Origin of the sequence: Marinobacter xestospongiae (assembly GCF_023156385.1) — a bacterium.
Classification (GTDB): Bacteria; Pseudomonadota; Gammaproteobacteria; order Pseudomonadales; family Oleiphilaceae; genus Marinobacter; species Marinobacter xestospongiae.
The window spans coordinates 149033-167033 of sequence record NZ_JAKZAK010000006.1 but is presented as its reverse complement, the minus strand read 5'-3'; the positions used below and the strand labels follow the sequence as shown (position 1 = coordinate 167033).

Here is an 18001-nt window from a genome sequence, read left to right as displayed (position 1 = left end):
GCCATGGACCTGAAGCAGCCATCTTCTGCCCTGCCCGAGCCGAAACCCGGTGAGCACCCCTTTGCGCCCTATGTCCGCATCCTGGGCAAGGGAAAGCGCGGCTCCCGCTCGCTGACATTCGACGAAGCGCGGCACGCCATGGCACTGATCCTTCGTGGTGAGGTGGAGGACGTCCAGTTGGGCGCCTTCCTGATGCTGTTGCGAGTCAAGGAGGAAACGCCGGAGGAGCTGGCAGGCTTCGTTCAGGCCGTGCGGGAGCAGGCGCAGGCGCCGGCCTCACTGCAGGTGGATCTGGACTGGTCATCCTACGCCGGTAAGCGTCGCCACAATCCCTGGTTCCTGTTCTCCATCCTGCTGCTGGCCGAACACGGCCTTCGCGTGTTCGTCCATGGTGCCGAGGGACATACCCCCGAGCGCATTTACCTCAGTGAAGCGATGGCGGATTTCGGGTTTCGGACGGCGGAGTCCTGGGATGAGGTGAAAAGCCAGCTCGATAGCCAGGGCTTCAGTTACCTGCCCCTGGCCCGGTTTGCCAAACCCCTGGCAGAGATGATTGACCTGCGCCCGATCATGGGCCTGCGCTCCCCTGTGCACTCCCTGGCCCGGCTGATTAACCCGCTGGGTGCCCGTACGGTGCTTCAGGGCATCTTTCACCCACCCTATGCGCCCATGCACCAACAGGCGGGGCTGCTGTTGGGCTATCAGCACCTGGCGGTGATCCGTGGCGAAGGCGGTGAGATTGAGCGCAATCCGGACAACGCCCTGAAGGTGTTCCAGGCAACACTTGCTGAAGATGGTGTGGGCGAAGGCCGCCTGGCGGAAGTGACCTGGCCGGCGCTGTTCGAACGCCGGCATGTCAAGCCCGAAACCATTGGAATGGAGGCGATGCGCCGGGTCTGGCGGGGTGAGGAACGGGACAGTTACGGCGAGGCGGCAACCGTGTCGACGGCTGCCCTGGCGTTGCTGGAGACCGGCCACGCCGACAGCCAGGAGGGCGCGATGGCCCTCGCCCAGCGGTTATGGGACGGACGCGACAAGACACGCTTTGCGGCGCCCTAACTAGTTGCTCCCTGCCTGTTTCAAGCTACGACCTAGCTGATACAACCGGCCTGTTACGACTGGTTGCGGGGGCGCTCACGGCCGTTGGATCGTCGCGCGAGGTCCTCGGCCGTGCCCAGAAAGCTGCTCAGGCCATTCTCAAACAGATCCGAACCGAACCGCAGGAACTGGCGGGTGGACTCTTTCGCCGCGGCGTCCGGCAGCTCCTTCAGGGACTCGCTGACCCCCTGTTTTACCCCGGCCCGTACCTTTGGCTCCAGCTGGTCAGTGGCGGCAATAAGCTGTTCCACTTTCCTATTCAGGAAAGGCTTTAGAATAAGCCAGTAAAATACTGATAAAACGAGTGTTACTGTCGCCGCTGTTGCGACAATGTGAATCAGCAGTGTCTGCCAGAATGCCATAACGTCTCCCGCTCCAGTCAGGCCGCCAGGTTCAGCAGGGCAAACTGCAGTGCCCCTGCCAATGCGCCGAAAATACCGCCGATCACCATCAGTTGCAGCTCTTCTTCCCGAAAGGCTGGCCGCAGGATGTCCTGAAACTCCTCCGGTCCGAGCCCTTTCATCTGCTGCGACAGTACGCTGGCGACAACCGGCGCCCGTTCACGATTGAACGCAGGGTCGCAGAATACATCCTGGGTGGCCAGTACCGCCTTGTTGTTCATTGCTTTTTTGAGATCGGTGTAGCCGGTCATGCCGATGGCCACCTGCGTGGTGAGTTTCATCATCACGGTGTTGTCCAGCAGCGGTCGCAGGTGCTTCTGGATGATGGTGCGGGTGCGGTCACCGTGTTTACCGTGAATCATCGCGTCGGCGACTTTTTCAACGGTGATCAACTCTTCCGCCACCAGTCGCGACCAGATCTCGCTGATCTCCGGCTGGCGCCGCAGGAACAGGCCCTGGATGCGCCAGAACAGCAGTCGGCGGGGACGCAGCGGGCTGAAAATAAGGTTGATGGCCAGCCAGTTGGTGGCAAACCCCACCAGAAATCCGCCCAGTGGCAACAACCACGGTTCCGGATAATGCACCCAGAATGGCACCAGTGCAGCCCCCAGCAGGCCGCCAATAATGGCGCCTTTGTTGATCACCGAGTTCAGCTCAACAGAGCCTGCCTCCTTGAAGATGCGGTTCATCAGGTCCGGATGGGTGGACAGCTCCCGGCTCAGCAGCGCCTTGAGGTCCACCAGGTCGTTCAGGTCGTCACCGAAATCCTCCACCATGGTTTCAATCCGGGACGGTAGCTGTTCCCTGGCCCACTGGTAGATGCGGTTGCGCAGGAACAGCGGCATGTTGTCCCACAGCACGGGCTGGATCTCGTACATCACCTCATCGATGTACTCGTCCAGCCGGGGGGTAACCTGGGACACAATCTGTTCAACGATGCGCTGGGGTTCCAGCTTTCGGTAGACTTCATTGAGGTTGCCGAACTGCTGCAGAGTGCGGTCAATACAGATGTGGGCCATCTTCTCGGATTTGCGGGGAATGACCCCCTGCCAGCCTACAACGCCAAGCCCAATAAACTGGACCGGATAGAACGACATCTGGATTGCCAGCCAGTTGGTACACCAGCCCACGATCGCAGCCATGAGCGGCACTGACCAAAGTGCGAGATCGACCAAGATAAACCCCAGTGACAAATTTCGGCGCTTGCGCGCATGGTTTGCTGCAGTGACCGTCCCCAACCGGAAACGCCCACCCTTATTCTCGTTGTGCGAAAAATGATGAAGTATACGGGAATGGCGGGCATTGGCCGTGCCGCCATGCACAGACGGGAAACGAAGCCGTAAAAACGACAAACCGGCCATACCGCCGGTTTGTCAGGAAGGGTCTATCACAATGCCAGAGGGGCCGACTTTTTAGGGATCACCGGCCTGTTGCGGGTCCGCAAACCTCCTGTTGAAACCAGGTACGGTTACTGACAGCGATCGCGGTTACTGATAGTGATCACAGTTATTGATAGTAGGCATTGTCCTTGACGGAATGGTCGGTGACGTCGCGGACCGCAGTAATCTCCGGCACCCGCTCTTTCAGGGTCGATTCCACACCCTGCTTGAGGGTCAGGCTCACCGCACTGCAGCCCTGGCAGCCGCCGCCAAAACGCAATACCGCGACGGATTCGTCCACCACCTCAACCAGGGACACATCGCCACCGTGGGAGGCCAGGCCGGGGTTGATCTCAGAGGCCAGGACGTAGTTGATCCGATCCGGTAGCGGGGCGTTCTCGTCAACGTTCGGTACCTTGGCGTTGGGCGCTTTGATGGTGAGCTGGCCACCCATCTGGTCCTTGGCGTAGTCGACATAGGCATCTTCCAGGAACGGTACCGAGGCATGATCCAGGAACAGGGTAAACTTCTCCAGATCAACCTGCTCATCGGTGGGCACAATCTCGTTCGGCGGACAGTAAGCCAAACAGGTTTCCGCATGCTTGGTACCGGGCTGGGTCACGAAGATGCGAACCCCCATGCCTTCCACGTCCTGCTTCTCGATAAGTTGCGCTAGGTAGTCCCGCGCGGAATCTGTCACAGTTACCAGTGCCATTTCCAATAAAACCTGTTTGAAGAATGTGGGTTTATTTTAATGGAGTTCCAGCGAACAAAAAAGACCAACCAATACACTCAGACATTCCCGGGTGCCTGTGCGCTGCGCAGTCCGGGAAAACGGGTCAGGGATCATATCCTTAGACGAAAACCTTCAGGACGGTGTGTAGCATTTTTGCTATGATCTCGCGCCACCTGACACCGATGAGAGCCGGAAGCACGTCCTATGAATGACCGCGAAACGCGCCTTGCCACCCTTAACAAGATCCTGAAAGAGCGCATCGTCGTCCTCGATGGTGGCATGGGCACCATGATCCAGAATGAAAAGCTGGATGAGGCTGCCTTCCGTGGCGAACGATTTGCCGATTACGACCGGGAGGTGAAAGGCAACAACGATCTGTTGTGCCTGACCCAGCGTGAACTGCTGCGGAAAATCCATGAGGACTATCTGCTTGCCGGCGCCGACATCATCGAAACCAATACCTTCAACTCCACCCAGCTGTCCCAGGCGGACTATGGCCTGGAGTCAATTGCCCGTGAGCTCAATGTCGAATCCGCCCGCCTGGCACGGGAAATCGCCGATGAGGTGACGGCACGCCAGCCCGACAAACCCCGCTTTGTCGCCGGCGCCGTCGGCCCTACCTCCCGCACCGCGTCCATTTCACCGGACGTGAACAATCCCGGCTACCGCAATGTCGATTTCCAGACCCTGGTGGACAACTACTACGAAGCTGTGGGTGGCCTGGTTGAAGGCGGCAGCGACCTGATCCTGATCGAGACGGTGTTCGACACCCTCAACGCCAAGGCGGCCATCTACGCCACCCAACAGTTTTTTGAGGACAGCGGCATTGCCCTGCCGATCATGATTTCCGGCACCATCACCGATGCGTCGGGGCGGACCCTGTCCGGCCAGACCACGGAGGCGTTCTGGAACTCCATTGCCCATGCCAAGCCCATCTCCGTGGGCCTCAACTGCGCCCTGGGTGCGGATGCACTGCGGCCTTACGTGGAAGAGCTGTCCCGGCGTGCCACCACTTACGTCAGCGCCCACCCCAACGCCGGATTGCCCAATGAGTTTGGTGAGTACGATCAGACGCCGGAGGAGATGGCGGAGATCATTGAGGGGTTCGCCCGGGATGGTTTCCTCAACATTATTGGTGGTTGCTGTGGTTCCCGCCCCGACCACATTGCCGCCATCGCGGAAGCCGTGGCCAAGTACCCTCCCCGCGCCATTCCGGACGTCAAACCCGCTCTGCGGCTGTCCGGGCTGGAGCCGTTCACCGGCGACGAGAACACTCTGTTCATTAACGTCGGTGAGCGCACCAACGTCACCGGCTCCAAGCGTTTCCTGCGCCTGATCAAAGAGGAGCAGTATGAGGAAGCGCTGAGTGTCGCCCGGGACCAGGTCGAGAACGGCGCCCAGGTGATCGACATCAACATGGATGAGGGCATGCTGGATTCCCGGGAAGTGATGGTCACCTTCCTCAATCTGGTGGCCTCCGAGCCGGATATCTCGAAAGTGCCGATCATGATCGACTCCTCCAAGTGGGAGGTGATCGAGGCCGGTCTGCGGTGCGTCCAGGGCAAGGCGGTGGTGAACTCCATCAGCCTGAAGGAAGGCGAAGACGAATTCATCAAGCGCGCGCGTGACTGTATGCGCTACGGCGCCGCGGTGGTGGTGATGGCCTTTGACGAAACCGGTCAGGCCGACACCTACCAACGCAAGGTGGAGATCTGCAAACGGTCCTACGATGTGCTGGTAGGGATTGGCTTTAGCCCGGCCGACATCATTTTTGACCCCAACATCTTCGCCATCGCCACCGGGATTGAGGAGCACAACAACTACGCAGTTGATTTCATCGAGGCGACCCGCTGGATTCGTGAAAACCTGCCCCACGCCTCGATCTCCGGCGGCGTCAGTAACGTGTCGTTCTCGTTCCGGGGCAACGACGTGGTCCGCGAGGCGATCCATTCCGTGTTCCTGTACCACGCCATCAAGGCCGGCATGAACATGGGGATCGTCAATCCGGGCCAGCTGGTGGTCTACGATGAGATCGAGCCGGATCTGAAGGAAATGGTTGAGGACGTGGTCCTCAACAAGCGTGCCGATGGCACCGACCGGTTGCTGGAGATCGCCGAGAAGTACCGCGGCAAAGGCGGCAAGACCCAGGAGGAAGACCTGGCCTGGCGGGAGTGGCCCGTTGAGAAGCGGCTCCAGCATGCGCTGGTCAAGGGAATCACCAGTTACATTATTGAAGACACCGAGGCTTGCCGCATCAACGCCGAGCGCCCGATCGAAGTGATCGAAGGCCCGTTGATGGATGGCATGAACGTGGTGGGCGACCTGTTCGGCGACGGCAAGATGTTCCTGCCCCAGGTGGTCAAAAGCGCCCGGGTCATGAAGCAGGCGGTGGCCCATCTGATTCCGTTCATCGAAGCGGAGAAGAGCGAAGGCCAGAAAGCCAAGGGCAAGATCCTGATGGCGACGGTCAAGGGCGACGTTCATGACATTGGCAAGAATATCGTCGGCGTGGTGCTGCAGTGCAACAACTACGAGGTGATCGATCTCGGGGTAATGGTGCCCTGCGACAAGATTCTGGAAACCGCCCGCAAAGAGGACGTGGACATCATCGGCCTCAGTGGCCTGATCACCCCCTCGCTGGATGAAATGGTGCATGTTGCCAGGGAGATGCAGCGGCTGGATTTCCAGATTCCGCTGATGATTGGCGGTGCCACCACTTCCAAGGCCCATACCGCCGTCAAGATTGAGCCTCAGTACCAGAACGACATTGCACTCTATGTCTCCGATGCCTCCCGCTGCGTCAACGTGGCGTCCCAGTTGCTGAGTGATTCAGCCAAGGAGCGCTTCGTCTCCGCTGCCCGCGACGAGTACGACACCATCCGGGAGCGCCGCAAGAATCGTGGCGACCGGGTGAAGCTGGTGTCCCTGAAACAGGCCCGTGAGCGCGCCACCGAGCTGGAACTTGCGGACTATAACCCGACCCGGCCGGAGTTCACCGGGGTTCGGGTGTTCGAGGACTACGATCTGGCGGAACTGGAACCCTACATCGACTGGACGCCGTTTTTCATTTCCTGGGACATGTCCGGCAAGTACCCCGCCATCTTTGACGATCCCAAGCGGGGTGACGCGGCCCGCACCCTGTTTGCCGACGCCCAGCGGATTCTTCGCCGGATGATCGATGAGCGCAAGGTCACGGCAAAGGGTGTCATCGGTTTCTGGCCGGCGCACCGTCGTGGTGATGACATCGTGGTGTACACCGATGAGAGCCGCCGTGAGGAACTGACCGTGCTCCACCACCTGCGCCAGCAGGATGAGAAATCACCGGGCAAGCAGATGCAGGCGCTGTCCGACTTTGTGTTGCCCGAGGGGGATGAGCGCTGCGACTACGTCGGCGGTTTTGCCGTCACCACCGGCATCGGAGCAGAAGAGTTTGCCAAAGAGTTCGAAGCCGCCAACGATGACTACAACGCGATCATGGTCAAGGCCCTGGCGGACCGTCTGGCCGAGGCTTTCGCCGAGCGCATGCACGAACGTGTGCGCAAGGAATTCTGGGGCTACGACCCGGATGAGGCATTCGATAACGACGCGCTGATCAAGGAGCGCTACCGCGGCATTCGCCCTGCCCCCGGCTATCCGGCCTGTCCGGACCACACCGAGAAAGCCGCGCTGTTCGAGCTGCTCAACGCGACCGAGAACGCCAGCATTGAACTGACCGAGCATTTTGCGATGTTCCCGGCTGCGGCGGTGTCGGGCTGGTACTTTGCCCACCCTGAGTCAAAGTACTTTGCCGTTGGCCGCATTGGACGTGACCAGGTGGAGGACTATGCTGAACGTAAGGGCATCAGCCGTGATGATGCCGAGCGTTGGCTGGCCCCCAGCCTGGGGTATGATCCGGCGGAATAACCGCCGCTCTGCCTCCAGCGCTCCCCCAAGGACGACCAGGAGGCAGAGACATGTTGGAAGAGCGAGAATCACAGACCCAAACGCCGGAATCCCAGCCTGACCGAGCCCGCTCCCCCGGGGTACTCAAAGTCATGCAGAGCATCCTGGCCGGGGCGTTTGGGGTTCAGTCCGAGAAGCGGCGTCAGGAAGACTTTGCCGGCCACAGTCCCTGGCCCTACATCGTAGCAGGCATCCTGTTCACCACCGGTTTCGTGCTCACGCTGGCACTGGTGGTGCGTTGGGTGCTGTCATCCTGATCCAACCACCAGTCGCGCTACTGCCCGCTTACCCAGATCACGGCGAAGCTGACCGCCAACAGGATCACGACGGTGATAACGACGGCATCGGCCTGGCTGTCTGAAAGCTCGTTCTTCTTCATCTCGCGGTTCCTTGTGATGCGCTTTGTAGTGGCGCTTTGTTGTTGTGCTGCCTGTCTTGCTGCCCACAGTGATGGTCGATTGCACTGAAGGAAAAAGCTGCGAACAGCGTTGATGGATAGTCTGCGGATGCTTCAGAGACTCTTTAAGAAGCTAGGTCGAGAACGGCCGGACGTCCAGTCTGCCAGCGCACCAATGAGCGCCGATTTATATCTCCTAAATCGATAACCATATTTAGAAATAATCATTTTAACAATAAAGACAGGGTGATATTCTCCCTTGCGCACAACCACCCCGCACTGATTAGCAGGAAGTTCCGCTATGTATGTTTATGACGAACACGACCGGCAGATCCTCGCCGAAAGGGTCGCCCAGTTCCGTGATCAAACTGACCGCGCTCTGGCCGGTGAGCTGAGTGAAGACGAGTTCCTGCCGCTGCGATTGCAGAACGGCCTCTACGTCCAGCGCTTTGCGCCGATGCTTCGGCTCTGTGTTCCTTACGGCATGCTGCGTTCCGACCAGTTGCGTCGCCTGGCCCGCGTTACCCGGGACTACGACAAGGGCTACGCCCATTTCACCACGCGCCAGAACGTCCAGTTGAACTGGCCCGCGCTGGAAGACGTGCCTGACATCCTGGCCGAACTGGCTGAGGTGGAAATGCACGCCAACCAGACCAGCGGCAACTGCATCCGGAACACCACCACCGACCAGTTTGCCGGCGTTCAGGCCGACGAAGTGGCCGATCCGCGCCCCTACTGCGAAATCATCCGCCAGTGGTCAACGTTCCACCCGGAGTTCGCGTTCCTGCCACGGAAGTTCAAGGTAGCGGTCAACGCTTCCGAACACACCGATCGCGCGGCGATTCAGGTGCACGACATTGGTCTGCAGCTGGTCCGCAACGATCAGGGCGAGCTTGGTTTCCGCGTGCATGTCGGCGGTGGCCTGGGGCGGACACCCATGGTCGGGCCGGTGATTCGTGAGTTCCTGCCCGAGCTGGATCTGCTGACGTACCTCGAAGCGGTGCTGCGGGTCTACAACCGCTATGGCCGACGCGACAACAAATACAAGGCGCGGATCAAGATCCTGGTGAAGGCGCTGAGTCCGGCGGTATTTGCCGAGAAAGTGGAAGCGGAATGGGCCCATCTCAAGGATTCCCCGACCCGTCTGACGCCGGACGCGGTTGAGCGGGTGAAAGTCTACTTCACTGAGCCGGACTATCAGGCGGTACCGGATCAGAGCGACGCGCTGGCGAAACTGCGATTCGAGCACAAGGGATTCGACAACTGGATTGCCCACAACGTCGAAACCCACAAGCATCCCGGCTATGCGCTGGTGACCCTGACCATGAAGAACACCGGCACCCCGCCGGGCGATATCAGTGACCAGCAGCTGGATCATCTGGCTGATCTGGCGGACCGCTTCAGCTTCGGCGAAGTCCGGGTCACTCACCAGCAGAACGTGGTACTTGCAGACGTGCGTCAGGACGAGCTGTTCGAGCTGTGGCAGGCCATCACCCCGATGGGCTTTGCCACCGCCAACCTCAATACCCTGACAGACATCATCTGCTGCCCGGGCGGTGACTACTGTGCACTCGCCAATGCCAAGTCCATTCCGGTGGCCGAGTCAATCCAGCGTCGTTTCGACAATCTCGATTTCCTGTACGACCTGGGCGACATCGACCTAAACATCTCGGGCTGCATGAACGCCTGTGGCCACCACCACGTTGGCAACATCGGTGTGCTGGGGGTCGACAAAAAGGGTGAGGAGTTCTACCAGATCAGCCTGGGCGGTTCGTCCCATCACGACGCCGCCATTGGCAAGATCCTTGGGCCTTCGTTTGCTCGGGAAGCCATGCCGGACGTGATCGAGAAGATCATTGATGTGTATGTCCAGAACCGCAACGACGAAGAAGCCTTTATCGATACTTACCGCCGGATTGGGATCGATCCCTTCAAGGAGCGTGTTTATGCCTAACATCATCAAACTCGATGGCAGCGTCCATAACGACGAATGGCAGGTGGTTGCCCGCCCGGCTGATGGTGAATCGCTGGTGGTGCCTGAAGGCCCTGCCCTGGTGCCAGTCGACCTCTGGCTCGCCGGCCGTGAGCACTTCGCCGATCGCAGTGACATCGGCGTGTGGTTCGAAGGCCACGACGAACCGGAAACCCTGGATGGACTGGTCAATGAGCTGCCGCTGATTGCCGTGAATTTTCCCAAGTTCGCCGACGGTCGAGGCTACAGCATTGCCCGCCTGCTGCGGGAGCGTTACGGCTTCCGTAACGAGCTGCGGGCGATTGGCGATGTACTGCTGGACCAGTTGCAGTTCATGAAACGCTGCGGCTTTGACAGCTTCGCACTCCGGGAGGACAAGGACCCGGCCAAGGCGGCCCGTTGCCTGAACTTCTTCAGCCAGAACTACCAGGCCGCAACGGACAACGATACACCGCTGTTCCGCCGTCGGGCATCCTGACGGGATTGGTATTACCCTGCACAGCGGGGTGATCGATCAAAAAAAGAGGCAGCCGCCAAGCGGTTGCCTCTTTTTTATGGGATGCGAACTGCCAGAACCGGGCATTGAAACCGCGTCGGTTCAACGCCTCACAGCGAGTGATCGAGTACGATCTTGCCGGCGGACTCACCCCGCAGGAACGCGGCCAGTGCCGAATCCAACTCCCCGCGCCCGATACGACGCGCCTGCCCTTCGGTCGTCGGGCAGGCCCAGGAGCCCGCCAGTTTTTGCCAGACCTGCTGTTTGTCGGCCAGCGGAATCTCCACCGAATCCACGCCCAGCAGGTTCACGCCACGCAGGATAAAAGGCAGCACGGTGGTTTCCAGTTGCGGGCCGGCAACCAGGCCACAGCACGCCACCGACCCGCCGGGCCGGATTTGCTTCAGCAGCTCCGATAGCGGACTGCCGCCGACGGTGTCAATGCCGTGGGCGAACACGGGTTTCAGCAGCGGTTTCTTCTCGGGACCAAGAACCTCCCTCCCCTGGACGTTTTTGGCACCCAGGGCCTTCAGGGTATCGGCCTGACTCGCCTTGCCGCTGATCGCCACAACCTCAAAGCCCAGCGAGGCCAGGATTTCCACCGCAACGGAGCCAACAGCACCGCTGGCTCCGGACACTGCAACCGTACCGTCGCCGGGATCAGCGCCTGCCATCAGCAGCTTGCTGACACAAAGACCGGCCGTCAGGCCCGCGGTGCCATAGATCATCGCGGTCTCCGCCGTCCAGTCTGCGGGCATTGGAACGCACCAGCCAGCAGGGACCCGAATGTACTCGCCAAATCCACCCGCGGTGTTCATGCCCAGATCGTAACCGGTCACGATCACTTTCTGGCCGGGCTGAATAGCTTCGCTGGACGAAGCCACCACGTCTCCCGCCGCATCGATGCCGGGGGTGTGGGGATAGGATCGGGTAACCCCCTTGTTGCCGGAGGCAGACAGCGCGTCCTTGTAGTTGAGTGACGAGTGGCTCACCCGAACCAGAACCTCATGGTCCGGCAGATCCGCGGTGCTGCAGGTTTCTTCCTGGCCGGCGAAACCGTTGTCCTGCTCCCGGACGACCCAGGCTTGGTACTCCAGACTTTCGGTCATGCTGTCTCTCCGTTCTCGGCGTTGTTATTGAATTTTCTGGTTACGGAAGGCGCTGATCAGGCGCCAGAAGCCGTGCTCAATGGCGCCGCTGGCTGCCAGCCCCAGTTTCTCGGCAACCGAACGTTTGTGGTGGAAGCTGACGGTGATGACGTCAGCGCGATCACAGGCTTCGATCAGATACTCGTCCGAGGTGCGGATCTCGTCAATCAGATGAACGTCCAATGCCCGTTTGCCGAACCAGATATCGCCATTGGCGACCGCGCCGATATCCAGGTCCGGACGACGCTGGCTGACGTACTCCTTGAACAGACCGTGGGTATCTTCCAGATCGGCCAGAAACTTCTGCCGGCCTTTGTCGGTGTTCTCACCGAAAATCGTCAGGGTGCGCTTGTGCTCGCCGGCGGTGAGCACTTCAAAGTCGACATCGTTCTTCTGCAGAAATCGATGGAAGTTGGGCAGTTGGGCAACAACGCCAATTGAGCCAATAACCGCAAAGGGCGAGGCTACGATGCGGTCAGCCACGCAAGCCATCATATACCCGCCACTGGCGGCCACCTTGTCGACGCAGGCGGTCAGCGCAATGCCCTTGTCCCGAATTCGATCGAGCTGGGCCGAGGCCAGGCCGTAGGCGTGCACCAGTCCGCCACCGCTTTCAAGCCGGACCACCACTTCGTCCCGGCCCGGTTCCGCCACGCTGAGAACACCGGTGACGGCCTTGCGCAGGTTGTCGGTATCGCTGGCCTTGATATCACCATCAAAATCCAGCACAAACACGCGAGCTTTGGCAGCCCCGTCAGAGTCGCTCTCAGGGCTGTCGGCAGAGGCTTTCAAAGCCTGTTTGCGGGCCTTGTCTTCGGCCTTGCGCTGTTTCTTCTGCTGCTTCTGCCAAACCTTGCGCTCCTGGTCGTCCATCAGCTTGGCCTGGAGCGCCTCCTTCAGCTTGCGGTAATGGTCATTGAGTTTGCGGGTCCGTAACTCCCCGTCTCCTTCCTGCCCGCCCTGGTTGCGGTGGGCGGCCGAGACAATGACGGAGACCACCACCACGACTGCAATCACCAGGGTGACGGCCTTAGCCAGGAACAGTCCATAATCCGAAAGAAATTCCAAAGCGCTTCTCCAGCTCTGTAAGGTATGTGGGCATGAGCAACGATTGTAACTGAGCCGGACTCAGGGACAACCCTGCGATTTCCGGCCAAAAACGCCAGATTGCGTAGGACATCGAAGAAAATTAAAACAAGCGTTCGATCGAGCTTGACAGAGCCCAATGGTCACCATAAAGTCGAATGGCATTGCCGGGTCAGCCACTGACGGGTCCAACAAGACCGGCCTTTCCAAGGCTCCGGCAACACGACTAACAAGCGCAAGCCATACAGAAAATAAGGGTAATCCAATGTCTGTAGCTCAGGTATTTGAAAAGCTGGAACAGAACTTTAATGCTGACGCAGCGGCCGGTCTGGATCTGGTGTTCCAGTTCGATATCGAAGACGACAAAACCTACCACCTGGTGATCAATGACGGCACCTGCAACCTGGCTGAAGGTGCTCACGACGACCCGTCTGTTACCCTGATCATGAACTCCGAAACCCTTCAGGGCATCGTTTCCGGCGAAACTGATGGCATGCAGGCGTTCATGGCCGGTCAGCTGCGTGCTGAAGGCGACATGATGCTTGCGACCAAACTGGGTGAACTGTTCACCATGGGCTAAGCCCGACAGTTTCGTGAAAAACCTGCCCCAGCGGCAGGTTTTTTTGTGCCTGATTGCCTTCTGCCAATGTCTGATGACCTGCCAATGTCTGACGACTTTCCGCTAGTGAATCCAGACCTGCACCGCCTCCCGCGCCGCTGTATTGGCCGGCGTAGCAGCGAGCCCTGTCGCTGAGAGCCTGATATCAAACAGTGCGCCATCGGCCATGGGCATGAATGTGGCGTTGCCGTACACCCCGTCAACAAACGGCAGATTGAACTGCCGGTCCAGCGCCCACAGGTCCGGCCATGCGGCCTCATTCAGCGCGACGACACTGCGGGTGGCCTGCCGCTCCTGCTCCAATGACACGTAGCGGCCGCTGAGGCGCTCCAGACGGTACCCCGGCTCTACCTTCATCCATGTCAGCGGCCCGCCAAAGTGAATGATGCGGGCGTCCACCTGCCATTGGTCTCCATGGAGTGTGTAGCGACCCTGCTTGCCGGCTTCGGTTTCCAGGGTTACCTGCCAGAGCTGTGGCCCCAGACGCGCAACCCCCACCGTGGCAACGGTGCGCATACCGGTGAGGGACTGATACTGGGTAAGACCGGCGGCAACCACCACGGCGTACCCGCCACTGGCCAGCAGGGCCAGTGCGAGGGTGCCTTTAAGCCAGGCAAAAAACCAGCGGGGGCGCAGGCAGAAGGCCAGCCCGGCGATGAGCAGAGTGGCGCCGATTCCGGCCAGTACTGCCATGACGGACTGGTAAGACATGAATTACAACCCTACGTCGTCCAGAGACGATTCGGCCAGATTAAGCAGGTCGAGGTTACGGTCTTCCCGGGTACCAACGCTTTCGATGTAGTACTCCAGTGACGTCAGTGCGTCCGCCAGAGCCTCGAGCACCTGATGGGACGGCGCTTCCTTCTCATCGAGCAGTCGACGCTGAATGGACTCCGCAACCCGGTCGAGAACGTTGGCGGCGGCGGTATCCTCCACCATCTGCAAACCACCCCAGATGCTGTGCAAGGTCGCTGGCAGGTTGGCCAGGTGGAGCTTGTCGTAATCCGATTCCACGAATGCGGTGATGGCCCGTTTGGCCAGCGTCAACGCACTTCGCGCCTCATCCCCCACAACGAACAGCGCCTCGCGAAGATACAGTGACTCCTCACTGGTGGATTGATTCTCCGCCAGACCGTCGGTTTCCGAGGTGATGCCATGACTCACCATCTGGGCAATAGCGCTCTCGATGGCCAGAACCGAATCCGCCAGGCCGTAAAGCTCCTCCTCGGCTGGCAGTCGTGATTCGCTTTCCCAGTGCCGCAATTTACCGGCTTCGACTTTCGCGGCTTCGGCCAGCTGTTTGAGATCGAGCATCAACAGGGTATTTGCCAACTGCTCCAGAGAGCCCGCGATGCTGGCCAGTTCCGCCAGATCCGGTTCAATGCCGCGCTCGATAATATCAAGCTTGTCCTTGAGCTGATTGAGCTCTTCCTGCAATGCCTCGGACAATGACTTCAGTACGTCGGTGCCTGGTCCGTAGAGGCGCTTGCCGTGGGATTCCAGCATGGCGTCGGAAAACTCCGCGGGCGCCAGGTGGAATGCAGCGAGGATGTCTGTGACCTCGGGGTTGGCTGAGCCGCTGCGGTAAAGCAGGTAAACCAGCTCCTTGATCAGCGAATCCGGCGCATCCTTGCCGGTTGCCACCTTACCGACATAAACAATTTCGCGGGTGTAGCGCTCGATGCGCATGATCAAACGCTTGCGGGCCTTGGTGAAGCCCATGGCGCGATCCAGCATGGTGTCGGCCACGGTTGCCACCAGGCACCACATCTGCCCCATGGGCGCATCACCGCACAGACGAACAAACCCGCGTGCGGACCGACCAATGAGCTTTTTGCTCACCACCTCGTTGCGTCCTTTGAGGATGCCCAGCAGGGCAACCTGGAAGGTCAACCGCATGCGCCGGGCCATGATTTCGTAGTCGCTCTCCTGGCCTTCAAAAGGCGCAGCGGCGAGCTTCTGGCAGAAATCCGGGCGGTGTTTGACGTCCGCTTCAAAGAAGCAGGACTCGGGATAGGGCTTTTCCTTGCGGGCTTCCCGCAGGTCATTGATCACCGGCAGCAGCAGTTCCGGGTGGTCCTCCCGCTGGCGATGGTAGTACTCCACGTAGCGACGCAGGATGAACAGTGCACTGTTGAGGGTTGTCAGCAGTACGTTCTTGTCGTCATTGGCGCCAACCGGCACGTCATTGGCAAGGGTAACCGCTTCCTGGCACAGCAGTGTGCCTCCCCGCAGCTCCACCAGCACGAAAATGCCGCGCAACTGGTTGATGAAATCGACGCAGTTCTGGAGATCTTCACCGCTCTCCCGGTTTTCCTGGAAGCGCTCGAGACTGGCCTCAGCCTGTCTGATCGTCTGTTCGATTTCACTTTTGACCAGGTCAAACGACTGAGATTTCGTCGCAAGAGACGATTGGACCATAAACGCTTCCTGTAGCAACTGCGGAGAATTCCGCGTCCTCTTCTTATCGAACCGGGCGGAAGATTGATTTGCGAGTTCCTTGCCAATCACCGGCGGCATTTCGGAAAGTGCGGCCAGCCTGTAAAACTGGCGTACTAACCATTACTTATAACACAAAACTCAAGTCCCTCAAGAAACACCAAATGTAACAATAAGTACACCTGAATGCAGTTCTCACAATGCGGCGCCGGCATAACTTTTACTGTCTGCTAGCGCGACAGTTCGGATGGGAGTCGATCCGGGGCCGTTAGTGCGACAGCTTGCTCCACAGGGTTTCGCCAGCCGCCTTGGCAATCACCTCCAGAAGCTCATCGTGGGCTTCCAGCTCCTCATCACTGGCCCGTGGCACCGCCAGCTGTGGCCTGGAGGCGGATAGCCGCCGAATGCCACCGGCTTCGCCGCCGCCCTCTTCTTCGTCATCCAGTACCAGCGCGGTCTGGCCCCCAGTCAGCAGCAGGAAGACGTCGGCGAGGATCTCGGCATCCAGAAGTGCGCCGTGAAGTTCGCGGTTGCTGTTGTCGACGCCGTACCGCTTACACAGGGCATCCAGGTTGTTCTTCTGCCCCGGATGCTTTTCCCGGGCCACCGCCAGGGTGTCAAGAACACCGCAGTGATCGGCGGTCTTGCGGACCGGTTTCAGGCGTGCAAATTCGGCATCCATGAAGCCAACGTCGAACGCCGCGTTATGAATGACCAGTTCGGCACCCTTGATGAATTCAAAGAACTCTTCGGCAACCTCGGCGAACTTCGGTTTATCGGCAAGGAATTCGTTGGTAATACCATGGACGCTGATTGCTTCGGCGTCCACTTCCCGTTCCGGGTTGATATAGACATGGTAGTGTCGGCCGGTGAGCTTACGCTCAATCATCTCGACACAACCGATCTCGATGATCCGATGACCGGCGTTGGGATCGATGCCTGTGGTTTCAGTATCCAGGACGATCTGTCGCATGGAATGCTCCGGGCAGTTTCTGTTCGGTTAAGACGTCAATAAAAGGTCAGGCGTTGAGCAGTTCGTCCACGCCGCGATTGGCCAGTTCGTCAGCCAGCTCGTTGTCCGGAATGCCGGCGTGACCCTTGACCCAGTGCCATTCGACCTGGTGGCGGCCGACCTCTTCGTCGAGGGCCTTCCAGAGATCGTCATTCTTGACCGGCTTGCGGGCGGCGGTTTTCCAGCCGTTCTTTTTCCAGCCCTTCATCCACTCGGTGATGCCCTTGCGGACATACTGGGAGTCGGTATAAAGCGCCACCTCACAGGAGCGATTCAGGGCCTTGAGGCCCTTGATGGCGGCCATCAGCTCCATACGGTTGTTGGTGGTGTTGCGTTCACCGCCATGGAGGGTCTTCATGGCGTCGCCGTATCGGAGCACAACCCCCCAGCCTCCGGGGCCGGGGTTGCCCTTGCAGGCTCCGTCGGTATAGATAATTACGTTAGCTGTCATTGAACCTACCGTTCTCGCGAATACACCCTCTGGATGCGCCAATGGCACCGGTTCCGGGCAGTGTAATAACGTTGCCCTGGCGCCAGCGGCGCCGGGTCCGGATCGGCGCGTCCACCCGTTTGGTGGCAAGGATACAGTAATAGGCACCAACTGGCAGGAATCCATGGCCGCCGATCCGTTCCAACAGGGACAACCGTTCCATCAACCGGGAATTCTGGAAGGGTAACCCCATAAAGTAACTTGCGGATTTCTCGACCTTGAAATCCAGCAGACTGAGCCAGTCTTCCATCCGCGACCGGAACAGGAAGCGTCCGCCCCAGGGGCCACTGCGGCTGCGACTGAGCACTTTGCGCAATCCCCAGAGACTGATTGGGTTGAAACCGATGTGCAGCAACAACCCGCCGCCGCGCAGCACCCTCGACGCCTCCCGCACCACCTGATGGGGGTAGGCGGAAAAATCAGCGCTGTGATGCAGCAGTACCAGATCCATCGAATCGCCCGGAAACGGCAGCTCATGACTGCTGCACACCGCCACGCCCTCGGGCAGGTCAGGACACCACTCCGGGGTTGTGGTTATTTTGTGCGCAAAGTCGGTCCCGCTGGCCAGCGGCAGGCGATGGCTGACGCCGACCTGAAGCTGCCGGGCGCCAGGCAGGATATCGGCCAGCACCTGGTCGACACAGCGTCGCTGGTCGGCAATCAGGGCGCGCCCCAGCGGCGTCTGGAACCAGCGTTCAAAGCGGCGGCAGCGTTCATCGTAATCTGGCTGTTCCAGTTCCATGGGCATCACCTGGTGTACCGGCGGCAGTGGTTGGCGAGTGGTTG

The 18001-nt window shown here is 59.6% G+C and carries 16 protein-coding genes; 6 read left to right on the top strand and 10 right to left on the bottom strand.

Going from position 1 to position 18001, the window contains the following annotated elements:
• Window positions 1–3 precede the first annotated feature (3 nt).
• Complete coding sequence (locus tag MLD24_RS06190) at window positions 4–1059, top strand: glycosyl transferase family protein (protein WP_248165308.1); 1056 nt, start codon at window positions 4–6, stop codon at window positions 1057–1059.
• Between the two features lie 53 nt (window positions 1060–1112).
• On the opposite strand, the gene MLD24_RS06185 is transcribed toward MLD24_RS06190, so the two are convergent.
• From MLD24_RS06185 to nfuA, 3 genes are all read right to left on the bottom strand, one after another.
• Window positions 1113–1349 (bottom strand): hypothetical protein, encoded by a 237-nt coding sequence (locus MLD24_RS06185; RefSeq protein WP_227175975.1) that lies wholly within the window; start codon window positions 1347–1349, stop codon window positions 1113–1115.
• Between the two features lie 128 nt (window positions 1350–1477).
• A complete protein-coding gene (locus tag MLD24_RS06180; RefSeq protein ID WP_248165306.1) occupies window positions 1478–2641 on the bottom strand; it encodes a DUF445 domain-containing protein in 1164 nt (387 codons plus the stop codon).
• A 364-nt stretch (window positions 2642–3005) separates the two neighbouring features.
• A complete protein-coding gene (gene nfuA / locus MLD24_RS06175) occupies window positions 3006–3593 on the bottom strand; it encodes a Fe-S biogenesis protein NfuA (protein ID WP_248165304.1) in 588 nt (195 codons plus the stop codon).
• A 225-nt stretch (window positions 3594–3818) separates the two neighbouring features.
• Here nfuA and metH point away from each other — a divergent pair, with 225 nt between their 5' ends.
• The 4 genes from metH (at window position 3819) to MLD24_RS06155 (ending at window position 10403) form a co-directional block, all read left to right on the top strand.
• Window positions 3819–7517, top strand: a complete 3699-nt coding sequence (gene metH, locus MLD24_RS06170) for a methionine synthase (protein WP_248165302.1) — start codon at window positions 3819–3821, stop codon at window positions 7515–7517.
• Between the two features lie 50 nt (window positions 7518–7567).
• On the top strand, window positions 7568–7813 hold the full coding sequence (locus tag MLD24_RS06165) for a DUF2970 domain-containing protein (RefSeq protein WP_227175979.1): 246 nt from the start codon (window positions 7568–7570) through the stop codon (window positions 7811–7813).
• A 441-nt stretch (window positions 7814–8254) separates the two neighbouring features.
• Window positions 8255–9907 carry a nitrite/sulfite reductase gene (locus tag MLD24_RS06160; RefSeq protein WP_248165300.1) on the top strand — a complete coding sequence of 551 codons (1653 nt, stop codon included), beginning with the start codon at window positions 8255–8257 and terminating at the stop codon, window positions 9905–9907.
• The gene (locus MLD24_RS06155; protein WP_227175981.1) at window positions 9900–10403 is read left to right on the top strand and encodes a DUF934 domain-containing protein; all 504 of its coding nucleotides are present in this window, start codon (window positions 9900–9902) and stop codon (window positions 10401–10403) included. The genes MLD24_RS06160 and MLD24_RS06155 overlap by 8 nt, the downstream gene beginning before the upstream one ends.
• A 128-nt stretch (window positions 10404–10531) precedes the next feature.
• On the opposite strand, the gene MLD24_RS06150 is transcribed toward MLD24_RS06155, so the two are convergent.
• Both MLD24_RS06150 and sohB read right to left on the bottom strand, forming a co-directional pair.
• Window positions 10532–11530: a YhdH/YhfP family quinone oxidoreductase gene (locus tag MLD24_RS06150; RefSeq protein WP_248165298.1), complete on the bottom strand. Its 999-nt coding sequence runs from the start codon at window positions 11528–11530 to the stop codon at window positions 10532–10534.
• A 24-nt stretch (window positions 11531–11554) separates the two neighbouring features.
• Entirely contained in the window at window positions 11555–12637 is a 1083-nt protein-coding gene (gene sohB / locus MLD24_RS06145) for a protease SohB (RefSeq protein ID WP_248165296.1), read from the bottom strand.
• A 283-nt stretch (window positions 12638–12920) separates the two neighbouring features.
• Here sohB and MLD24_RS06140 point away from each other — a divergent pair, with 283 nt between their 5' ends.
• Window positions 12921–13235, top strand: a complete 315-nt coding sequence (locus MLD24_RS06140) for an SCP2 sterol-binding domain-containing protein (RefSeq protein ID WP_227175984.1) — start codon at window positions 12921–12923, stop codon at window positions 13233–13235.
• 102 nt (window positions 13236–13337) lie between these two features.
• On the opposite strand, the gene MLD24_RS06135 is transcribed toward MLD24_RS06140, so the two are convergent.
• From MLD24_RS06135 to MLD24_RS06115, 5 genes are all read right to left on the bottom strand, one after another.
• Window positions 13338–13985, bottom strand: a complete 648-nt coding sequence (locus tag MLD24_RS06135; RefSeq protein WP_248165294.1) for a multidrug transporter — start codon at window positions 13983–13985, stop codon at window positions 13338–13340.
• A gap of 3 nt (window positions 13986–13988) precedes the next feature.
• Window positions 13989–15695, bottom strand: coding sequence for a FimL-related protein (locus MLD24_RS06130; RefSeq protein ID WP_227175986.1), 1707 nt, complete (start codon window positions 15693–15695; stop codon window positions 13989–13991).
• Between the two features lie 286 nt (window positions 15696–15981).
• The gene (gene dnaQ, locus MLD24_RS06125; RefSeq protein WP_248165293.1) at window positions 15982–16686 is read right to left on the bottom strand and encodes a DNA polymerase III subunit epsilon; all 705 of its coding nucleotides are present in this window, start codon (window positions 16684–16686) and stop codon (window positions 15982–15984) included.
• 46 nt (window positions 16687–16732) lie between these two features.
• The gene (gene rnhA, locus MLD24_RS06120) at window positions 16733–17176 is read right to left on the bottom strand and encodes a ribonuclease HI (RefSeq protein ID WP_227175988.1); all 444 of its coding nucleotides are present in this window, start codon (window positions 17174–17176) and stop codon (window positions 16733–16735) included.
• Complete coding sequence (locus MLD24_RS06115; protein ID WP_248165291.1) at window positions 17166–17957, bottom strand: class I SAM-dependent methyltransferase; 792 nt, start codon at window positions 17955–17957, stop codon at window positions 17166–17168. Before MLD24_RS06115 ends, rnhA begins: the two co-directional genes overlap by 11 nt.
• Window positions 17958–18001: the final 44 nt, after the last annotated feature.